The organism is Amycolatopsis stemonae (genome assembly GCF_054781455.1).
Genome location: NZ_BAAGUJ010000014.1, coordinates 1 through 18,475, shown reverse-complemented (window position 1 = coordinate 18,475; position 18,475 = coordinate 1). Strand labels below are relative to the sequence as shown.

General features: G+C 71.3%; 18 protein-coding genes. 9 read left to right on the top strand and 9 right to left on the bottom strand.

Annotated features, from left to right (window positions below):
• The first annotated feature begins 1 nt into the window (after position 1).
• Positions 2-931, top strand: a complete 930-nt coding sequence (locus tag ACYVLJ_RS36925; RefSeq protein WP_460442152.1) for a sigma-70 family RNA polymerase sigma factor family protein — start codon at positions 2-4, stop codon at positions 929-931.
• Positions 928-1,707, top strand: coding sequence for a maleate cis-trans isomerase family protein (locus tag ACYVLJ_RS36920; protein WP_460442151.1), 780 nt, complete (start codon positions 928-930; stop codon positions 1,705-1,707). Before ACYVLJ_RS36925 ends, ACYVLJ_RS36920 begins: the two co-directional genes overlap by 4 nt.
• On the opposite strand, the gene ACYVLJ_RS36915 is transcribed toward ACYVLJ_RS36920, so the two are convergent.
• On the bottom strand, positions 1,661-2,386 hold the full coding sequence (locus ACYVLJ_RS36915; protein WP_451984577.1) for an ANTAR domain-containing response regulator: 726 nt from the start codon (positions 2,384-2,386) through the stop codon (positions 1,661-1,663). The two genes, ACYVLJ_RS36920 and ACYVLJ_RS36915, sit on opposite strands and share 47 nt — an antisense overlap.
• Positions 2,387-2,561: 175 nt before the next feature.
• Between ACYVLJ_RS36915 and ACYVLJ_RS36910 the strand changes: the two genes are divergently transcribed.
• Positions 2,562-2,900, top strand: a complete 339-nt coding sequence (locus tag ACYVLJ_RS36910) for a DUF3140 domain-containing protein (RefSeq protein ID WP_451984403.1) — start codon at positions 2,562-2,564, stop codon at positions 2,898-2,900.
• Positions 2,901-3,197: 297 nt separating this feature from the next.
• Here ACYVLJ_RS36910 and ACYVLJ_RS36905 read toward each other — a convergent pair whose 3' ends face one another.
• From ACYVLJ_RS36905 to ACYVLJ_RS36885, 5 genes are read right to left on the bottom strand one after another with little or no spacing between them, the layout of a single operon-like run.
• Complete coding sequence (locus ACYVLJ_RS36905; protein ID WP_460442150.1) at positions 3,198-5,153, bottom strand: RICIN domain-containing protein; 1,956 nt, start codon at positions 5,151-5,153, stop codon at positions 3,198-3,200.
• A gap of 30 nt (positions 5,154-5,183) precedes the next feature.
• On the bottom strand, positions 5,184-6,926 hold the full coding sequence (locus ACYVLJ_RS36900) for a glycoside hydrolase family 35 protein (protein ID WP_460442149.1): 1,743 nt from the start codon (positions 6,924-6,926) through the stop codon (positions 5,184-5,186).
• A complete protein-coding gene (locus tag ACYVLJ_RS36895; protein ID WP_460442148.1) occupies positions 6,919-9,039 on the bottom strand; it encodes an extracellular solute-binding protein in 2,121 nt (706 codons plus the stop codon). The genes ACYVLJ_RS36900 and ACYVLJ_RS36895 overlap by 8 nt, the downstream gene beginning before the upstream one ends.
• Before the next feature lie 28 nt (positions 9,040-9,067).
• Entirely contained in the window at positions 9,068-9,877 is an 810-nt protein-coding gene (locus ACYVLJ_RS36890; protein WP_451984575.1) for a carbohydrate ABC transporter permease, read from the bottom strand.
• 37 nt (positions 9,878-9,914) lie between these two features.
• Positions 9,915-10,841, bottom strand: coding sequence for a carbohydrate ABC transporter permease (locus ACYVLJ_RS36885; protein WP_460442147.1), 927 nt, complete (start codon positions 10,839-10,841; stop codon positions 9,915-9,917).
• 133 nt (positions 10,842-10,974) lie between these two features.
• On the opposite strand from ACYVLJ_RS36885, the gene ACYVLJ_RS36880 reads away from it, so the two are divergent.
• Positions 10,975-11,961 carry a LacI family DNA-binding transcriptional regulator gene (locus tag ACYVLJ_RS36880; protein ID WP_451984391.1) on the top strand — a complete coding sequence of 329 codons (987 nt, stop codon included), beginning with the start codon at positions 10,975-10,977 and terminating at the stop codon, positions 11,959-11,961.
• Positions 11,962-12,612: 651 nt separating this feature from the next.
• A complete protein-coding gene (locus tag ACYVLJ_RS36875; protein WP_460442146.1) occupies positions 12,613-12,795 on the top strand; it encodes a hypothetical protein in 183 nt (60 codons plus the stop codon).
• On the opposite strand, the gene ACYVLJ_RS36870 is transcribed toward ACYVLJ_RS36875, so the two are convergent.
• Positions 12,773-13,411, bottom strand: a complete 639-nt coding sequence (locus ACYVLJ_RS36870) for a DsbA family oxidoreductase (protein WP_460442145.1) — start codon at positions 13,409-13,411, stop codon at positions 12,773-12,775. The two genes, ACYVLJ_RS36875 and ACYVLJ_RS36870, sit on opposite strands and share 23 nt — an antisense overlap.
• A 95-nt stretch (positions 13,412-13,506) precedes the next feature.
• Between ACYVLJ_RS36870 and ACYVLJ_RS36865 the strand changes: the two genes are divergently transcribed.
• The gene (locus ACYVLJ_RS36865) at positions 13,507-14,103 is read left to right on the top strand and encodes a QsdR family transcriptional regulator (protein WP_460442144.1); all 597 of its coding nucleotides are present in this window, start codon (positions 13,507-13,509) and stop codon (positions 14,101-14,103) included.
• A gap of 256 nt (positions 14,104-14,359) precedes the next feature.
• Positions 14,360-15,301, top strand: a complete 942-nt coding sequence (bdeA, locus tag ACYVLJ_RS36860) for an alpha/beta hydrolase family protein (protein WP_460442143.1) — start codon at positions 14,360-14,362, stop codon at positions 15,299-15,301.
• Between the two features lie 3 nt (positions 15,302-15,304).
• Here the strand turns inward: bdeA and ACYVLJ_RS36855 are convergent, their stop codons facing one another.
• Positions 15,305-16,273: an NAD(P)-dependent alcohol dehydrogenase gene (locus ACYVLJ_RS36855; protein ID WP_460442142.1), complete on the bottom strand. Its 969-nt coding sequence runs from the start codon at positions 16,271-16,273 to the stop codon at positions 15,305-15,307.
• A gap of 99 nt (positions 16,274-16,372) precedes the next feature.
• Here ACYVLJ_RS36855 and ACYVLJ_RS36850 point away from each other — a divergent pair, with 99 nt between their 5' ends.
• Both ACYVLJ_RS36850 and ACYVLJ_RS36845 read left to right on the top strand, forming a co-directional pair.
• Positions 16,373-17,035, top strand: a complete 663-nt coding sequence (locus tag ACYVLJ_RS36850) for a TetR/AcrR family transcriptional regulator C-terminal domain-containing protein (protein ID WP_451984381.1) — start codon at positions 16,373-16,375, stop codon at positions 17,033-17,035.
• Between the two features lie 63 nt (positions 17,036-17,098).
• Positions 17,099-18,094 carry an LLM class flavin-dependent oxidoreductase gene (locus ACYVLJ_RS36845; RefSeq protein WP_451984379.1) on the top strand — a complete coding sequence of 332 codons (996 nt, stop codon included), beginning with the start codon at positions 17,099-17,101 and terminating at the stop codon, positions 18,092-18,094.
• Between the two features lies 1 nt (position 18,095).
• On the opposite strand, the gene ACYVLJ_RS36840 is transcribed toward ACYVLJ_RS36845, so the two are convergent.
• A partial coding sequence (locus ACYVLJ_RS36840) for a fasciclin domain-containing protein (RefSeq protein WP_460442141.1) occupies positions 18,096-18,475 on the bottom strand: 380 nt, incomplete at its 5' end.

Here is an 18,475-nt window from a genome sequence, read left to right as displayed (position 1 = left end):
CATGCCCGACTTCGCCGCACGCACCGAGCAGTTCCGGCCGGAGCTGCTCGCGCACTGCTACCGCCTGCTCGGCTCGATCCACGACGCCGAGGACCTCGTGCAGGAGACGTACCTGCGGGCGTGGCGCGCGTTCGGCGGGTTCGAGGGCCGGTCTTCGGTGCGGCGCTGGCTGTACAAGATCGCCACGACGGCCTGCCTGACGGCGCTGGAAACCCGGGCCCGGCGGCCGCTTCCGTCGGGGCTGGGCGCGCCGGCCGACGACCACCGGGTGGCCGTCGCGGCCGCGGACCCGACGGTGCCGTGGCTGCAGCCGGCCCCGGACTTCGACCCGGCGGCCGTCGTGGCCGGGCGCACCGGCGTGCGGCTCGCGTTCATCGCCGCGCTGCAGCTGCTGCCCGCCCGGCAGCGCGCGGTGCTGACCCTGCGCGACGTGCTCGCGTTCTCCACCGCCGAGGCCGCCGAGATCCTCGGCACGACCCCCGCGGCGGTCGACAGTGCCCTGCGCCGGGCCCGCGGCCGGCTCGCCGAGGCGGGCCCGGTGGCCGCGGACCTGGCCGAACCGGCCGGGCAGGGCGCCCTGCTCGACCGGTACGTCGACGCGTTCGCCCGCGCCGACCCGGCCGCGCTGGTGACGTTGCTGCGCGCCGACGTCGAGCTGGAGATGCCGCCGATCCCGACGTGGTTCACCGGCCGCGACGCGGTCGTCGGGTTCCTGTCCCGCCGCGTGCTGCGCCCGGGAGCCTGGCGCCTGACGCCGACCCGGGCGAACGGCCAGCCGGCCCTGCTCGAGTACGCGGCCACGGGCGACGGCCGCTTCGAAGCCCACGGCGTCCAGGTCCTGACCGTGCTCGGCGACCGGATCGCGCGGATCACGGCGTTCAACGACGCGGCGCTGGTACCGACGTTCACGCACGCCATGCTGGGGTCATGAGCACCCGCATCGGCCTCCTGTACCCGACGCGCGACTGCGGTGAAGACGACTTCGCCGAGCTGTGCCGCCGTCTCGACCCGACCCTCACCCTGGACTTCGCGTACGCGCGGTGGGGCGAGGACGTCGGACGGATCGACGAGCTCGACCCCGCGGGCAAGGCGGCGGCCGTGCGCGAAATCGGCGCGCCGTCCCGCCTGCTGGCGGCCGCCGGCGAGTTCGCCGCCACTCCGGACGTCGTCAGCTGGGCCTGTTCCAGCTGCAGCTTCACCCGCGGCCTCGACGGCGCCCGCGAGCAGGCCGAAGCCCTTTCGGCGCACCTCGGCGTGCCGGCGAGCAGCACGTCACTGGCCTACCTCGCCGCACTCGGCCGGCTGGGCCTCGACCGCGTCGCGCTCGCCTCCGTCTACCACCCGGACCTGACCGCGGTCTTCGCCGCCTTCCTCGCCGGCGCGGGCGTCACGACGGTGCACTCGGTCTCGGCCGACGCGGCGTCCGATCGCGCGCTCGCCGCGTGGGACGCGCGGCAGATCACCGACCTGGCGCTCGCGGCCGACCACGACGACGCGGCGGCCGTGCTCGTCCCGGAAACCGCACTGCACACGACGCCGCTGCTCGCCGGGCTGGAGGACCGGCTCGGCAAGCCCGTGCTGACCGCGACCGCCGTCACGGTCTGGGACGCACTGGACCGGGCGGGCACCGAGCCGGTGCGAGCGGGCCTGGGGACGCTGTTCAGGGGCGCGGCGGTCCGCCGTCGGCCGAGCTCATCCTCCTCGTGAAGCGGGCCGCGACGTCGCGGAGCTTGGTGTTCGTGTGCTGGGACTCGACGATCAGGCGCTGCATCGCCGAGTCCTCGCTCGCCCGGTGGATCAGCATCAGCATGCCCTTGGCCTGCTCGATCACCGCCCGGGTCTCCATCGCGTTGCGCAGTTCGTCGGCGAGCGCGCGGGCTTCCCGGTAGCGGCGGGTCAGCCGCAGCACGGTCTCCACGCACAGGGTGAACAGCCGCAGCACCTTGGTGTCGAACTCGTGGTAGCCGTGGGCGCCGAAGCCGAACAGCGTGATCGCGCCGACGAGCGTGTCGTCCACGCGCAGCGGCACCGCCAGGTAGCTGCCGACGCCGAGATCCTTGGCCGCGGCGACGAACTCGGGCCACTTCTCGCCCGTTTCGCCGACGGCCACCCGCACGACCTCGCCCGTGAGCGCGGCGAGCAGGCCGGGGCCGTCGCCCGCCGCGTACTGGACGTCGTCGATGCGCCGGGCCCGCTCGTCGGTGAAGGCCTCCGTCTGCGTCACGCCGTCGCGGACCACCATGATGCTGGCCAGGTCCGCGTCGGGCACCACCCGGACCGCTTCGCCGCAGACCGCGTCGAGCACCCCCGGGGTGCCGGACACCGATTCGAGCACCCCGACGAGATCGGCCAGGACGGCGTTCAGCTCGTCGACCCGCTCCGCCATGCCGTCGCCAGTGGTCGGCACAGCCCCACCCCTCCCATGCGTCAAGCGGCGAGCACGGGGAAGAGCTCGCCAGCAGCGTCAACCAAGACCACCGCTGGCGTTTCAACGGGTCCGGGTGAACTCTACCGGCCGTACGGTCCGGTTTGGCGTCGGCCGCGCCGGGTAGCCGGGGAGCATGAACGACCCCGCTGTTGACGACGACCTGTGGGCGGAGTTCCACCGGGTGGTGAACATGACGTCGCGCGAGCTGGAGGACTGGCTGCGCACCCGCGACGCGGGCGAGGAAGAGGAGCCCCTCCCCGACGAGGCGGGCCCCCCGACCGGCCACGAGGTCCTGGCCATCCTGCGCAAACGCCGCGTCGACACCGACCGGACGGACGCCGAGGTGATGCGCAAGGTGATCTCCCGGGTCCACACCGAGCGCCGCGACGACCTGGAGCCGACCGCGGGCGAGGCCCATTGGCGCCACAGACTGATGTCCATCGGCCACGACCCGCTCAAGCCACCGGGCTGAGCCGGCGTGAGGGTGGTTCTTGCCGCGCCGGGCTGGTTGTGCGCAGAGCCGAGCCGGAATGAGCCCGCGCCCGGACCTTGCGCAGGACGCGGCTGAGCCGACGCCCGGCCGGGTTCGCTGTCGGACGATGCGGCCGGGTCGCACCAGGGTGCGCCCGGGTGGGCCTGAGTCCGGCCCGGGCTGAGGCCGGTCGCCGAGTCCACGCCAGACCCCCCAGCTGCCGGGGCGGATGCTGACCAGAGCCCGTCCCGGCCGGGCCCGGCGGCCACCTCCGCCGCCGGGCCCGCCGAGCCGGCGCTAGCGGGTCACCGCCTGCCAGCGCTGGTTCGGCCCGTTCGTCGGCCGGTACAGCCCGATCCGGGCGCCGTCCTCCCGCGACTCGCCCGTGACGTCCAGCAGCTGCCCGTCCGCGGCGTTGACGAACGTCCACGTCCCGTCGCCCGTGGTCGACAGCGTCCACTGCGCGGCCGGGTCCGCGGTCCCGGCCGGTGCCAGGACCACCGCGCCGCCCGCGCTGCCGAGCACCTGGCCCGTCCCGGCGTTGGTCACCGTGAACCGGTCGCGGTTGCCGTCGCGGCCCGTGCGGTCGGTGAGCGTCCAGCGCTGCGCGGCCGCCGACGCGTCCGTCGTCCGCTGGACCAGTGAGCCGTTCTCCGCCGTCAGCGACTTCCCGCTCTGCACGCCGGTGAAGGTGAACGGCTTGCCCGACCCCAGCCCCGCGCCCGCCGCGGTCGACGACACCCCGGAAACCAGGAACGTCGTCACCGACCGCGCCGGGACCCGCAGCGTGGCGTGCGCCGCCGTGACCCGGACCGGCTTGCCGCGGCGCAGCGCGCCCGTGACGTCCGTGACGACCGGCGTCACCGAAGCACCCGGCCGCACGCGCCCGAAGCCGGACAGGTCCAGCGTGACGTCCTGCTCGCTCGTCCCGGAGTTGACGTGGACCACCGACGACAGGTCGTCCCCGCGCATCGCGGCCGTCGACGCCGCGTCGTCCGACGCGATCAGCCGGTCGCCCGGCCGGATGTAGTGGGTGAAGTTCCGCATGGTGTCGTACTTCGTGTTCGTCCTGATCGGACAGTCCGAAGTGGTGCAGCCGAACGGGACCTGGATCTCGCCCCAGTTCATCCCGGCCGCGGACTCCCCGCCGGGCTTCATGTTGTCGTAGTCCTCGATCGGCTGCCAGCTCACCCACGCGCTCGGTTCGAGCAGGCGCAGGTCGTCGGTGATCTGCGTGGCCAGCCCGAGGCCCGGGTCCATGCTCGTGAAGTCCTGCCGGTCGAGCCAGCTGCCGCCGACCTCGCTCATCCACAACGGCTTCGCGGCGCCCTTGGCGATGTCGCGCGGGACGGGCCGGTTGCCGGTGCCGTAGGTGTGCACGTTCAGCCGTCCCGCGGCCGACCTCGCGGCGGCCGGCCAGCCGGCCCAGTCCGCGGCGAAGAGGTCCGGGTTGGTTTCGTCGGGGGCGGACACCGTCGTCCCCGGCAGCGCCGCGGCCATCGCCGGGATCAGCTGGGCCTGCACGGACGGCCCGATGTGCGCACCCTCCTGCCGCCCGCCGGCCGGGTTCCCGTCGGCGCCGAGCGTCGTCTTCCAGTAGTTCGTATCCGGCTCGTTCAGCGGGTCCACCGAGGCGAACTTGATGCCGTGCGCGCGTTCGAGCGTCCGAACGACCTGCGCCAGGTACGCGGTGAAGTCGCCGATCTTGTCCGGCCGCAGCTGCTCGTCAGTCGCGGTGAAGCCGCCCGAGACGTACCCGGAGACGGTCTGGAAGTACGGCGGCGAGTTGCTGAACGCCTCCCACTTCGTGACGCGCCCCTTGATCCGGTCGACCCACCAGCGCTGGTTCGGGTCGGCGGCCGCGTCGAACTCGGCCGGGTCCCCGGGCGTCCACCAGTCCTTGTCCGCGCGGGTGGTCCCGGCCGGCGCCTTCCACCAGCCCGGGACCGCGCCACCGGGACGCAGGTACGCCGGGACGTCCGGCGCGTTGCCCCCGCCGACGTTGAACCGGGCGATGTTCAGGTTCAGCCCGTCGAGGCCGAAAACCATGTCCGCCAGCCGGGTGCGGACCGGATCCGGGTAGCCGCCGGTCGCCTCGGCCATCCACGCCAGGCTCGAGCCCCAGCCTTCGAACGGCTGCTGCCGGTAGGACGGGTCGGGTCGCACGGTCACCGCGGTGGCCGCGGCCGCCGGTGCCGCGGCCAGCCCGGCCGCGACGAAGGGTATACAAAGGACGGTGAAGATCCGGTTCATCGTCGAACTGCCCTTCGATAGGGGACTTCCTCAGGCCTCCGTGTGGCCCAGCAACGGCCGCGGCACGAACCGGGCCGCCGGGTCGAGCATCGTGTCCAGTTCGAGCACGACGAGTTCGTTGGCCTCCAGCCGGACCACCGGGCGCGGCACGTACAGCGTCCGCTGCGGCCCGCGCCGCCAGTACCGGCCGAGCGGGAACCCGTTGAGCCACGCCAGGCCCTTGCCCCACGCCCCGGTGTCGAGGAACAGGTCGGCGGGCGCGTCGACGTCGAACCCGGCGCGCAGCAGCACCGGCCCGGCCACCGGTCCCTCCACAGTGGACACGGCGAGCGGCTCGGGCAGCGCGTCGAGGTCGAGGGGCAGCACGTCCCACCCGGTCAGCGGCCGGCCGTGCAGCGAGGCACCGCCGATGATCCCCTTGGCCTCGCCGATCCGCGGCCCGTAGTCGACCCGGCCCTGGTCCTCGACGAGCACCAGGAGTTCACCGTCCGCCCGCGGCAGCGCGATCGCGCGGTCGTGGTGTTCCCGCAGCAGGGTGCCCACCGGCGCGCCGTCGAAGAACACCGTCGCGCGGTCGCGGACCTCGCCGAAGGTCAGCACGCCGGGACCGTCGCCGGTGACGCGGGTGCGCAGGAGCGCGAGCCGCGGCATCGGCGTCAGGTCGTCGAACGCCGGCAGCTCCTCGTGGAACTCCCAGGTGCCGAAGCGGTCCGGCGCGTCGAGCAGCCGGACGGGGTCGCGCAGCGCCGTCTCGAACGCCGGCGCCGGGCGCGCCGGCGGCGGGACGCTGTCGGGTACCTTGTGGTAGCGCGCGATCACGTCCCGGAAGGCGTGGTACTTCGGGGTCGGATCGCCGGCTTCGTCGAGCGGTGCGTCGTAGTCGTACGACGTCACCAGGGGCTGGTAGACGCCCTTGTCGTTCGCGCCGCTGGTGAGCCCGAAGTTGGTGCCGCCGTGGAACATGTAGAGGTTGACCGAGGCGCCCGCGGCCAGGAGCGCGTCCAGCTCGGCCGCCGCGTCCGCGGCCGAAGTCGTGTGGTGGTGGGCGCCCCAGTGGTCGAACCAGCCGTTCCAGAACTCGCTGCACATCAGCGGCCCGGTCGGCTGGTGCTCCCGCAGGACCTTCAGCCGGGCCTCGGCGGCGGAGCCGAACGACGCCGTGCGGTGCACCCCGTCCAGGCTGCCCGCTTCCAGCATGTCCGGCTGGTCCACTGTGGTCAGGGGCACGGTGACGCCGGACGCGCGCGTGTGCTCGGCCAGCGCCCGCAGGTACCGCTTGTCGTCGCCGAACGCGCCGTACTCGTTCTCGACCTGGACCAGCAGCACCGGCCCGCCACGGTCGATCTGGTGCGGTATCACGACTTCGTAGACCCGCGAGAGGTATTCGCGGACCGCGTCGAGGTACTTCGGCTCGTACCGCCGGATGCCGACCGACGGGTCGCGGAACAGCCACGCCGGCAGGCCGCCGTTGTCCCATTCCGCGCAGATGTACGGGCCGGGCCGCACGATCGCGTACATCCCGGCCTCGGCGACCAGCCGCAGGAACCGGTCCAGGTCGAGCCCGCCGCTGAGGTCGAACCCGTCCGGCGACGGCGCGTGCGCGTTCCACGGCACGTACGTCTCGATGGTGTTGAGCCCCATCCGGCGGGCCTTGTCGATCCGGTCGGCCCACAGGTCCGGGTGCACGCGGAAGTAGTGCAGGGCACCGGAAAGGATCCGGAACGGGCGGCCGTCGAGCAGGAAGTCGGTCTCCCCGATGACGAACTCAGGCATGGGGGCTCACCTTGAGCACGGACCAGGACAGGGGCGGCAGCGTCACGGTGATGGTGGTCCCTCCGGGGTCGGTCGTCACGGCGGCGCCGGGCAACGGCACCGGCCGGACCGGCTGGGCGTCGGCGGTGTTGACGGCGTGGCGCGTCTCACCGTCGGGGACGGTGAGGGTTTCGGCGCCGTACAAGGCGAACCTCGCGCCCCGGAGTCTCAAGTGGACTTCGGTCGGTGCCGCCGTGGCCCGGTTGGTGAGGAACACCGCGCCACGCCCGGATTCTTCGAGCGTCGCGGCGACGTCGACCAGGTCGACCTCGCCGTGTTGCGCGGTGCGGAGCCGGTCGCCGGTGACCTCCAGCCGCAGGCTCACCCCGCGGGCCAGCGCCGCGACGAGCTTGAACGGGTGGAACGTCGTCTGCCGCCACGCCGGGCCGCTGGGTTCGGTGCGGATCGGCGCGATGACGTTCACCAGCTGCGCCTGGTTCGCCATCGTGACCCGGTCGACGTTGCGCAGCAGGGAACTCAGCAGCGAGCCGACGACGACCGCGTCGGTGGCGGTGTAGTCGTCCTCGATGATCCGCGGGTGTTCGCGCCAGCCCTCGGCGGCGAGCCGCGCCTGGTCGGTCTCGTTCCAGCGCCGCAGGTCCCAGACGTTCCACTCGTCGACGCTGATCCCGACGTCCAGCCCGAGCTCGTCGATGATCGCGGCGGTCGTGCGGATGTAGGCGTCCAGCGCGGCCGCGCTGGCGAGGTAGCTGTCGGTGTCGCCGTGCAGCTCCTGGTAGTACGCGTGCAGGGAGATGTGGTCGGCCAGGCCCGCGGTGTGCCGCAGCACGGTGCGTTCCCACTCGCCGAACGTCGGCATGTCCGCGTGGGAGCTGCCCGCGACGACGAGTTCGACGTCCGGGTCGATCATCTTCAGCACGCGCGCGGTCTCCGCGGCGAGGCGGCCGTACTCGTCAGCCGTCTTGTGGCCGATCTGCCACGGCCCGTCCATCTCGTTGCCGAGGCACCACAGCTTGAAGCCGAACGGCTCGTCGGCACCGTGCGCCCGGCGCCGCTCGCTCAGCGCCGTGCCGCCGGGGTGGTTGCAGTACTCCAGGACGTCGGCGGCCTCCTGGATGCCGCGGGTGCCGAGGTTGACGGCGTACATCACCTCGGCCCCCGCGGCTTCGGCCCACGCGGCGAATTCGTGCAGGCCGAAGCGGTTGGACTCCACGCTGTGCGCCACGGCCCACTTGCCGGCGCCACCGGGCACCGACGACTTGAAGTTGCCGGGCATCCAGGCGCCGGTGACCAGGGACGAGATGGTGCCGTCACCGAGGGCGCGGAACCAGTCGTCGGACCACTCCTTGACCGGGGCGAGCAGCTTGCCCTGGATCAGCTGGTCCCAAGTGGACGTCCACTTCTTCGTGCCGGGGTCGGCCAGGTTGATCTTCACGGTCCGGCCGTCGGCGCTGAACGGGCGGCCGCCGGCCTGCCAGATCATGCTGAGTGCGAAGCCGGGGTCGCCGGTGTCGGAGGTGATGTACTTCGTGGGGTCGGCCGCGTGCAGCTTCTTGGCCGCGGCGAGGTACTCGTCCCACGTCTTCGGGACGGCGATGCCGTTCTTGTCGAAGACTTCCTTGTTGTAGAACAAGGCCATCGGGCCGGAGTCCTGCGGCAGGCCGTAGGTGCCGTTGTTCACGCGAACACTCGACCAGGTCGAGGCGCTGTAGTCCTTTTCGAACGTCCCGAAGCCGTACTGGTCGAGGTTGACCAGCGAATCGGTCAGCGCGAACTGCGGGAGCGCGTAGTACTCGATCTGCGCGACGTCCGGCCCGCCGCTGCCGGCCTTGATCGCGTTCTGCAGCTTGGTGTACTCGTCCTTGTTCGTGCCCGCGTTGACGTAGTCGACCTTGACGTTCGGGTATTCCTTCTCGAACGCGGCAACCTGGTCCTTGGCCGAGGGCGTCCAGCTCCAGTAGGTGATCGTCCCGCCCGCCTTGAGCGCGGCGTCGACGGAGTCCTGGCTGCCGGATGCGGTGCTCGCGGGTGTCCCCGAGGAGCAGCCGACCGCGAGGGCGGCGGCGAGCGCCACGGCGGTGAACGCCTTGACGCGACTGCGGATGCGTGACATCGAATGTCCCTTCACGACGGTGTGACGGCTATTGCTTGACACTGCCCGCACTCAGGCCTGACTGCCAGAACCGTTGCATGAGCAGGAAAGCGACGACGAGCGGGATGATCGTGAGCAGTGACCCGGTGAGCACCAGGTGGAAGATCGGGCGCGCGCCGGCGCCGTTGGCCTGCGCGCTCCACTGGTTGAGCCCGACGGTCAGCGGGTACCACTTGGGCTCGCTGAGCATGATCAGCGGGAGGAAGTAGTTGTTCCACGTCTGCACCATGGTGAACAGCGCGACCGTGACGATCCCCGGCACGAGCTGGCGCAGCGTCACGGTGAGGAAGATCCGGATCTCCCCGGCGCCGTCGATCCGCGCCGCCTCCAGGAGCTCGTCGGGGATCGCGTCGGCGGCGTACACCCAGATCAGGTAGAGGCCGAACGGGCTGATCAGCGACGGGATGATGATCGACAGCGGCGTGTTCGTCAGCCCGAGCTTGCTGAAGAGCAGGAAGGTCGGCACGGCGAGCGCGGTGCCGGGCACGGCCACCGCGCCGAGGACGACGGCGAAGACCGCGCGCCGGCCGGGGAAGCGGTACTTGGCCAGCCCGTACCCGGCGGCGGTGGCGAGGAGCGTCGCGCCGCCCGCACCGACCACGACGTAGAGCAGCGTGTTCCCGAGCCAGCGGAAGAAGATCCCGCCGTCGTAGGTGAACGTCTGGCCGATGTTGTCGAACAGCGCGAACGGGCCGCCGAAGGCCAGGCCGGACGTCGAGAACAGCGCGGACTGGGTCTTGGTCGCGTTGATCACCAGCCACGCCAGCGGCACCAGCGTGTAGATCAGGTACAGCGCCATGACGGCGGTGAGGGCGCGCGACTTGCGGGGGACCACGTCACATCCCCTTCCGGGTGCCGCGCAGCTGCACGACGTAGGCGATGACGGCGGTGATCACGCCCATCACGATCGCGACCGTGGCGGAGTAGTTGTACTGCTGGCCGCCGAAGGAAAGGTTGTAGGCGTACATGTTCGGCGTGTAGAAGGTGCCGATCACGTTCGGCGCCAGCGTGCGCATGATGTTGGGTTCGTTGAACAGCTGGAAGCTGCCGATGATCGAGAAGATCGTCGCGATCACGATCGAGCCGCGCAGCGCGGGCAGCTTGACGCTGGCGATGGTGCGGAACGCGCCGGCGCCGTCGATCGAGGCCGCTTCGTACAGCTCCCTGGGGACCACCTTCAGCGCCGAGTAGAAGATGAGCATGTTGTAGCCGACGAACTCCCAGGTCACGACGTTGCCGATGGACGTGAGCATCCAGTTCTCCGACAGCGGCTTCACGGCGTCGGTGCCGAAGAGGTGGTTGAGGTCGGCGGCGAGCCCGAAGTGGTCGCCGTACATGAAGCCCCACATCAGCGCGGCGACCACGGCGGGCACGGCGTACGGCAGGAAGATCACGACGCGGAAGAACCCGGCGGCGTGCAGCCGGGCGCTGTCGATCGCGAGCGCCGCGACCAGCGCGAGCAGCAGCATGATCGGCACCTGCACGACGAGGAAGAGCAGGACGCGCAGGAACGACTCCCAGAACTTCGCGTCGGCCAGCACCTGCGCGTAGTTGCCGGCGCCGACGAACACCGTCCCGCCGAAGAAGGCCTGGTCGCGGAACAGGCTGAGCCCGAACGCGTAAATGATCGGCGCCAGGAAAGTGAGCGCGAACACCAGCACGAAGGGAGCGACGAAAAGCCACCCGCGCCACTGCCGTTTCGGCTGGCGCGTGGGGTGCGCGCGGGGCGGCGCCGGGACGGGCGGTGCCGCTGTGGACGTCATCGTCCCTCCGGTGGTTCGCGTGGATGTTTACGTCAACATGGACGGCCGAAGGGTAACGTGTTGACGTAAACATGTCCAGGAAACCTCTGAGGGAGCACTCGTGCCGGCAGCAACCCCGCGTCGTGGACCTTCGATGGCGGACGTCGCGCGCGAGGCGGGCGTGTCCGGCCAGACGGTGTCCCGGGTGGCGAACGGCAGGACGAACGTCGACGACGCCACGCGCGAGCGTGTGCTGGCCGCGATGCGCCGAGTCGGCTACCGCCCCAACAGCGCGGCCCGTGCGCTGCGCAACGGCAAGTTCCGCAGCATCGGCGTGATCATCTCGGCCCTCCCGACGTTCGGCAACAGCAGGACACTGGACGCCATCGCGGCGGCGGTCGTCCCGGAGGGGTTCTCGATCGTCCTGCTGCCGGTGACGCGCCCGACGCAGGGTGAGGTGACGGGAGCGTTCAGCAAGCTGAACGAGCAGGCCGTCGACGGGGTGATCATCCTGATCGAGCAGCACCAGCTGGACCAGAGCGAAATCGAGCTACCGCACGGCCTCCCGGTGGTGGTGATCGATTCGAGCGCCCGCTACGACTACCCGGTGGTGGACACGGACCAGGCCGACGGCGCGGCGACGGCGACTCGGCACCTGCTGTCCCTGGGGCACGCGACGGTGTGGCACATCGCGGGGCCCCCGCAGTCGTATTCGGCGGAGCGGCGTCGCAAGTCGTGGCAGTCCACATTGGAGCGTGCGGGGGTGGTGGTGCCCCCGGTGTTCGTCGGCGACTGGTCTCCGTCGTCGGGTTATGAGGCGGGGTTGGCTTTGGCGGCCGACCCTGCGGTCACGGCGGTGTTCGCCGCGAACGATCAGATGGCGCTGGGGTTGTTGCGCGCGTTGCACGAGTCGGGTCGCCGCGTTCCCGCTGACGTGAGTGTCGTCGGGTTCGACGACATGGAGGAGTCGGCGCACTTCTGGCCCCCACTCACGACGATCCGGCAGTCGTTCGAGGCCGTTGGGCGGCACGCGGTTTCGGCGTTGCTGGCGGAGATCGAGACCGGGGCGGAGGTTGGGGAGCCGGTTACGGTGCCTACCGAGTTGGTGGTCCGGTCCAGCACGGCGCCGCCGCCCGCTTGACGTGGCGCTCGGTTCTCGGTCACGGCTCGGTGGTGCACCGCGGCGCAACAGCATCACGGCGCCGCGGAATCGCGGCGCGGCGGCAGGTCCGGCAGCGCGGCAGCGCGCCGCAGCGGAACGCGGCGCGGTGGCGCAACAGGATCACGGCGCCGCGGAATCGCGGCGCGGCGGCGGGGTGCGGCGGCGCGGATCGCGGTGCGGCGGCAGCATCGCGGCGCGGCGGCGGCGCGGCAAATCACAGCGCGGCGGCGCGGCAGCATCGTGGCGCGGCGGAATCGCGGCAGTGCGGCGGCATCGCGGTGGGTGCGGCGGCGGTGCGGCGGGTGCGGCAGTGCGGCGGCATCGCGGTGCGGCAGTGCGGCAGTGCGGCAGTGCGGCAGTGCGGCGAGTGTGGCGGTGCGGCGGTGTGGCGGTGTGGCGGTGCGGCGGTGCGGCGGTGCGGCGGTGCGGCGGTGCGGCGGTGCGGCGGTGCGGCGAAACTGTCGGTGCCTGCCGGTAGCGTGGAAAACGGGGGGCGCCCCCGCGGCTGGAGGTTTTCGTTTCAGTGCGGGGAAGGCGGGGCATTACTGGCCACCAAGCCGGGTCGTCCGGTGCCGCTAATGGTGCAGTGGTGTGGACCGTTTGGTCCTGCCGCCGCAGAAACGAGGCGTCATGCTTGCCATTCTCGCCGCCGTGTTGTTCGGGCTCGCTCTGCTGATGGAGCTGGCCGGGTTCGGGCTCGGCTCTGTTGTCACCACCAGGACGCTCACCACCGCCGGGCTGTTGTGCGTTGCGTTGCACCTGGCCGGCGTTGCGACCGATCGGTCGCGGTTCAGCCGGCGGCGGCGTCGGTAGCCGCGCGCTGCAGGACCTGGGTGAACACCTCGGGTGGCTGGGCGCCTGCGACGCCGAACCTGTTGTCGATGACGAAGAACGGTACTCCGGTCGCGCCGAGTGCCCGGGCCTGTTCGCCGTCCGCGGCGACTTCGGCTTCGTAGGCGTCCGACTCGAGCACCTTGCGCGCCTCTTCGGCGTCGAGGCCCGCTTCGGCGGCCAGCTCCACCAGGGAGTCGCGGTCGAACAGGGACCGGCGTTCGGTGAAGTGCGCGCGGTAGAACCGGTCGACGACCGCGTCGGCCAGGTCGCGGTCGGCGGCCAGGTGTACCAGGCGGTGACCGTCGACGGTGTTGCCCATGTGGACACCGTCGAGGTGGTACTCGAGCCCATCGGCGGCCGCGCGCTCCTCCATCTGCGCTTCCATGGCGTCGGCTTCTTCGAGGGTCCGGCCGTACTTCTCGGACAGCACCTCGCGCGTCGGCCGCGAAGTGCCGCGCGGGAACGACGGGTCGAGCTGGAAGGAGTGGTGCACCACCTCGACGTCGGCGCCGAGCTCGGCGACCGCCGTTTCGAAGCGGCGTTTGCCGAGATAGCACCAGGGACAGACGAGATCGGACCAGATGTCGACGCGCACGCCACCACGCTAGCCGAGGGGGTGGCACGCACTTCAAGGTAACCGTCGGCGACCTGCGGCGGTGATCTCCGGGCCGCCGAAGCTAGGGTGGGCCGGTGACCGTCTCGACCGACGACATCGTCCGCCACGCGGCGCGGCTCCTGTTCGCCGGCACCCGCCTCGACCTCGGCCGGATGGCGGCCGAGCTGGGCATCTCGCGCACGACGTTCTTCCGCCGCGCCGGCAACCGCGACGACGTGATGGGCGCGGGGCTGCGGTACCTCTCCGACCGGACGTGGCAGCGCGCCCTGGACCGATGGCGCGAGGAGCACGGCGAAGCGGTCCGGACGCCCGAGGGACGGCTGCGCTGCCTGTGGGTCATGGAGCAGTACCGCCGCGAGGTCGCGGACAACGACGGGCTGCGCAAGCTGATCGAGGCCGAGTCGACGGTCGCGCTGCGCGTGCTGACGGACCCCCGTGGCGCGGTCCAGCCCGCACTCGTCGACGCGCACGTGGAGCTGTTCCGGGCCGACGTCGACACGGCCGGGCTGACGCCCCTCGTCGGGCTGCCGGATCTTGCCTTCGCGGTAGTGCGGCTCGGTGAGTCGTTCCTCTACTCGGACGTTTTGGCCGCGCGGGCAGTGGATTTGACCGTCGCGACCACACTGGTGGACACCCTGGTGCGCGGAGCCCTGGAGCCAGCGGCTCGCTGACACCGGCCACAGCGCCGGACTGCTCACGTGCGTGAGTGCTCTTCGCCGCGACTCGCTGAGCAAGCGCACAGTCTGTCAACCACTCACCCGTTCGGCCGTTGTGGAACATTTGCCCGAAGTGTTTCATGGCAGCACGGGAAAGCGGTTACCCCGCGTCCCGCACGCGGCACGTCCTTCGTTGCCGTGCAACGGTTCCATCGGTCCGCCCGTCCGTGTCCGGGCGCGCTTTCGCCTGCCCGGGGAAAGAGAGCGATCCATGTCCGTACTCACCAGCCCGCCGACGTCGTCTGGCCCGGGTGAGAAAGTTTCCGTCCGCAACCTCACCGGCCGCGGCCGGCGAGGCCGGGCCGCCGGCGTCGTGCTGGCCGCCCTGGCCCTCACCTCCGGCGTCGTCGTACCGGCGGCTGCCGCCGCGAATCCCTACGAACGCGGTCCCGACCCGACCACGGCCAGCATCGAAGCCGACCGCGGCACGTTCGCGACGAGCACCGTCACCGTGTCACGGCTGGCCGTCTCCGGCTTCGGCGGCGGGACCATCTACTACCCCACGACCACCACCGCCGGCACCTTCGGCGCCCTTTCGATCGCACCCGGCTACACCGCCACGCAGTCGAGCATTGCCTGGCTGGGCCCGCGGCTCGCGTCGCAGGGCTTCGTGGTGTTCACCATCGACACCCTGACCACCAGCGACCAGCCCGACAGCCGGGGCAGGCAACTGCTGTCCTCTTTGGACTACCTGACCCAGCAGAGCTCGGTGCGCTCGCGCATCGACAGCAGCCGGCTCGGCGTCGTCGGGCACTCGATGGGTGGCGGTGGCACGCTCGAAGCCGCGCGTTCACGCCCGTCCCTGCAGGCCGCGGTGCCGCTGACCGGCTGGGACCTGACCAAGAACTGGTCGACGGTCCGCGTGCCGACGCTCGTCGTCGGGGCGGAGGCCGACACCGTCGCGCCGGTCGCCTCGCACTCGATCCCCTTCTACACCAGCCTCCCCTCCACTTCGGACAAGGCGTACCTCGAACTGCGCGGCGCCAGCCACTTCGCACCGAACTCGCCGAACACGACGATCGCGAAGTACACGCTCTCCTGGCTCAAGCGCTTCATCGACGACGACACCCGCTACGAGCAGTTCCTCTGCCCGATCCCGAGCACCGGCTTGACCATCTCGGACTACCGCGGCACCTGCCCGTACCACGGCTGACGGCTACAGCGTCACGACCACCTTTCCCCTGGCGTGCCCGGCTTCCTGGTACGCGATCGCCGCGCGCAGGTCGTCGAACGGGTAGCTCCGGTCGATGACCGGGGTCAGCCGGCCGCGCTCCGCGAACGCGGCCAGCCGGCCCAGGAGCGCCTTCTTGTCCCCGGCGGCCACCGCGTCCGCGAGCACGGCCCGCCGCCGTGCGAGCGGCGCGGCGGCCAGTGCCCCGAACGCGTGCCCGGCCGGCTGCACCCAGCGCCCGGCCGGGCCGCCCACGGCGACGAACGTGCCGCTCCGGTTCAGGACCCGCCGGCAGGCCGGGAGCGACCGGCTGCCCGCGATGTCCAGCACGAAGTCGTAGCGACGACCGCTGCGTGTGAAGTCGCTCTTCCGGTAGTCGGTGACTTCGCCCGCGCCGAGTGAGCGGACGAGATCGACGTTGGCCGAACCGCAGACCGCGTCGACTTGCGCGCCGAGCGCCTTGGCCAGTTGGACGGCGAAGCTGCCGACGCCGCCGGAAGCACCGTTGACGAGGACCCGGTGCCCTTCCTCGACCCCGCGCAGGGCGACCAGCGCGGTGACGGCCGCCATCGGCATCGCCGCCGCCTGCTCGTGGGTGAGGTTCGCCGGCTTCGGCGCCAGGAGGTCTTCACGCACGCAGACGTATTCGGCGTAGCCGCCGCGGGGCAGCAGCGCGTAGACGTCGTCACCCGGCCGGAAGCGCGATCCGGCCGTCTCGACCCGGCCCGCCATGTCGCAGCCCAGGATGCCGGGCACGGGTTTCCGCACCCCGAAGCCGTTGGGCATCAACCTCGCCACGTAGGGCTCACCCCTCATGAAGTGCCAGTCATAGGGGTTGACCGAGGTCGCGCGCACCCGGACCAGCACCTCGCCCTCGGCGGGCACCGGGTCGGGCAGGTCTTCGAAGGTCAGGCTCTCCGGTGGACCGTACACGCGCTGGACCAGGGCTTTCATCGTCGCCTCCCAGGAGTCTTACGCTGTAAGTCATACAACGTAAGGTACGCCGTACACTGTAAGGCGGTCAAGCAGGACTTACGTTGTACGATCTTGTGGGTGACGACCGACGCGCGAATCCCCCTCAGCCGCGAGCGCGTGCTGCGCGCCGCGGTGGAGCTCGCCGACCAGCACGGACTGCGCGCGCTCACGATGCGACGGCTCGCGGAGGAGCTCGGCGCCGAAGCCATGTCGCTCTACTACCACGTGGCCAAGAAGGAAGACGTGCTCGACGGGATCGTCGACGTCGTGGCCGGGGAGATCAACGACGCCGTCGCCCGGCTCGAGCCGGACCCGGACTGGAAGAAGGCGGTGCGGCAGCGGATCCTCACCGCGCGCCGGGTGTTCCTCCGCCACCGCTGGGCGCCGGAACTGTTCGAGGCGAGATCCTCGACGAGCACCGCGGTCCTGCGCTACTACGACGCACTGGTCGGCCTGATGCGCGACGGCGGGTTCTCCTACGACCTGGTCCACCACGCGCTGCACGCGCTGGGCAGCCGCGCCCTCGGGTTCAGCCAGGAGCTGTTCGACCCGGGCGCCGACCAGCCCGCGGACGTCCCGGTGGACCTGGCCTGGCAGCTGCCGAACCTGGTCGGGATGATGGCCGAGATCGCCCACGAAGACCCGCATTCGACCCTGGGCTGGTGCGACGACCAGACGGAGTTCGAGTTCGGCCTCGACGTGATCCTCGACGGCTTGGACCGCCTGCGCGAAAAAGCCTGAACCGGTCGCCCAGCAGGTGGAACTCCCGCGGGCCGCGGCCCGGCCGGGGGCAGAATCGGCGGGGTGTCGCGACCACTGCGCAAGCTCGGCTTCCTGACCATCGGCCTGTTCGACCCAGCCGACCCGCGGCGGGGGCACGAGTCGACCCTCGAGATCATCGAACTCGGTGAACAGCTCGGGTTCGACAGCGCCTGGGTGCGGCACCGGCACCTGCAGCACGGCATCTCGTCCCCCGTGGCCGTGCTGGCCGCCGCCTCCCAGCGGACCAGCCGGATCGACCTCGGGACCGCCGTCATCCCGCTCGGCTGGGAAAACCCGCTGCGGCTCGCCGAGGACCTCGCCACCGTCGACCTGCTCTCCGGCGGCCGGCTCAACCCCGGGATCAGCGTCGGCCCGCCGATGCGCTGGGACGAGGTCAAACACGCGCTCTACCCGGACACCGCCGGCGCCGAGGACTTCGGCTACGACCGCGTCCGCCGGCTGCTGGACTTCGTGCGCGGCGAGCCGGCCACCGGCTTCAGCGGCACCGAGGGGTTCGAGGTCTTCTCCGACCGCGTCCAGCCGCAGGCACCCGGCCTCGGCGAGCGGCTCTGGTACGGCGGCGCGAGCCTGCGCTCGGCCGAGTGGGCCGGCAAGCACGCGATGAACTTCCTGACCAGCAGCGTGGTCAAGGCCGAAGGCGAGAGCACGGACTTCGCCGAAATCCAGCTCTCGCACATCCGGGCGTTCCGCGAGCACCACCCGGCGGGCCGGATCTCCCAGGGCCTGGTCGTCGTCCCGACCGACAGCGCGACGCCGGAGCAGCGCGCGAAATACGAAGCTTATGCCGAAAAGCGGCTGCCGCGCACCGCGGAACCGCAAGGGCCGGCGCGGATGTTGTTTTCCCGCGACTACGTCGGCACGTCCGCGGAAATCGCGGAACAATTGCACGCGCACGCGGCGTTCCGCGAGGTCGACGAGGTGGCTTTCGCCCTGCCGTTCACCTTCGACCACGAAGATTACGTGCAGATCCTCACCGACATCGCGGAACGCCTCGGTCCGGAACTGGGCCGGCGCTGACCTACTTGTTGGTGCCCGGGGTCAGCACCTTGTCGATCACGAAGACCGTGGCGTTCTTCGTGGGGATGTTGCCGCACAGGATCTTCGCGCCGTTGACCGTCATGTTCTCGCCCGAGCCCTCGATCTTCAGCGGGCCGCCGGCGGTGTTCAGCGACTCCAGCGAACCGGCGGTGGCGAGACCCTTGGCGTCGTAACGCTTTCCGACGACGTGGTACTGCAGGATCGGCGCCAGCTCGGCCGGCTTGCCCGCCAGCTCCTTGAACTTCGCGTCACCGAGGGCTTCGAACGCCGGGTCGGCCGGCGCGAACACCGTGATGGCCTGCTGGCTGTTGAGGGTGTCGACCAGGTTGGTGGCCTTGACGGCCGCAACCAGCTTGGTGA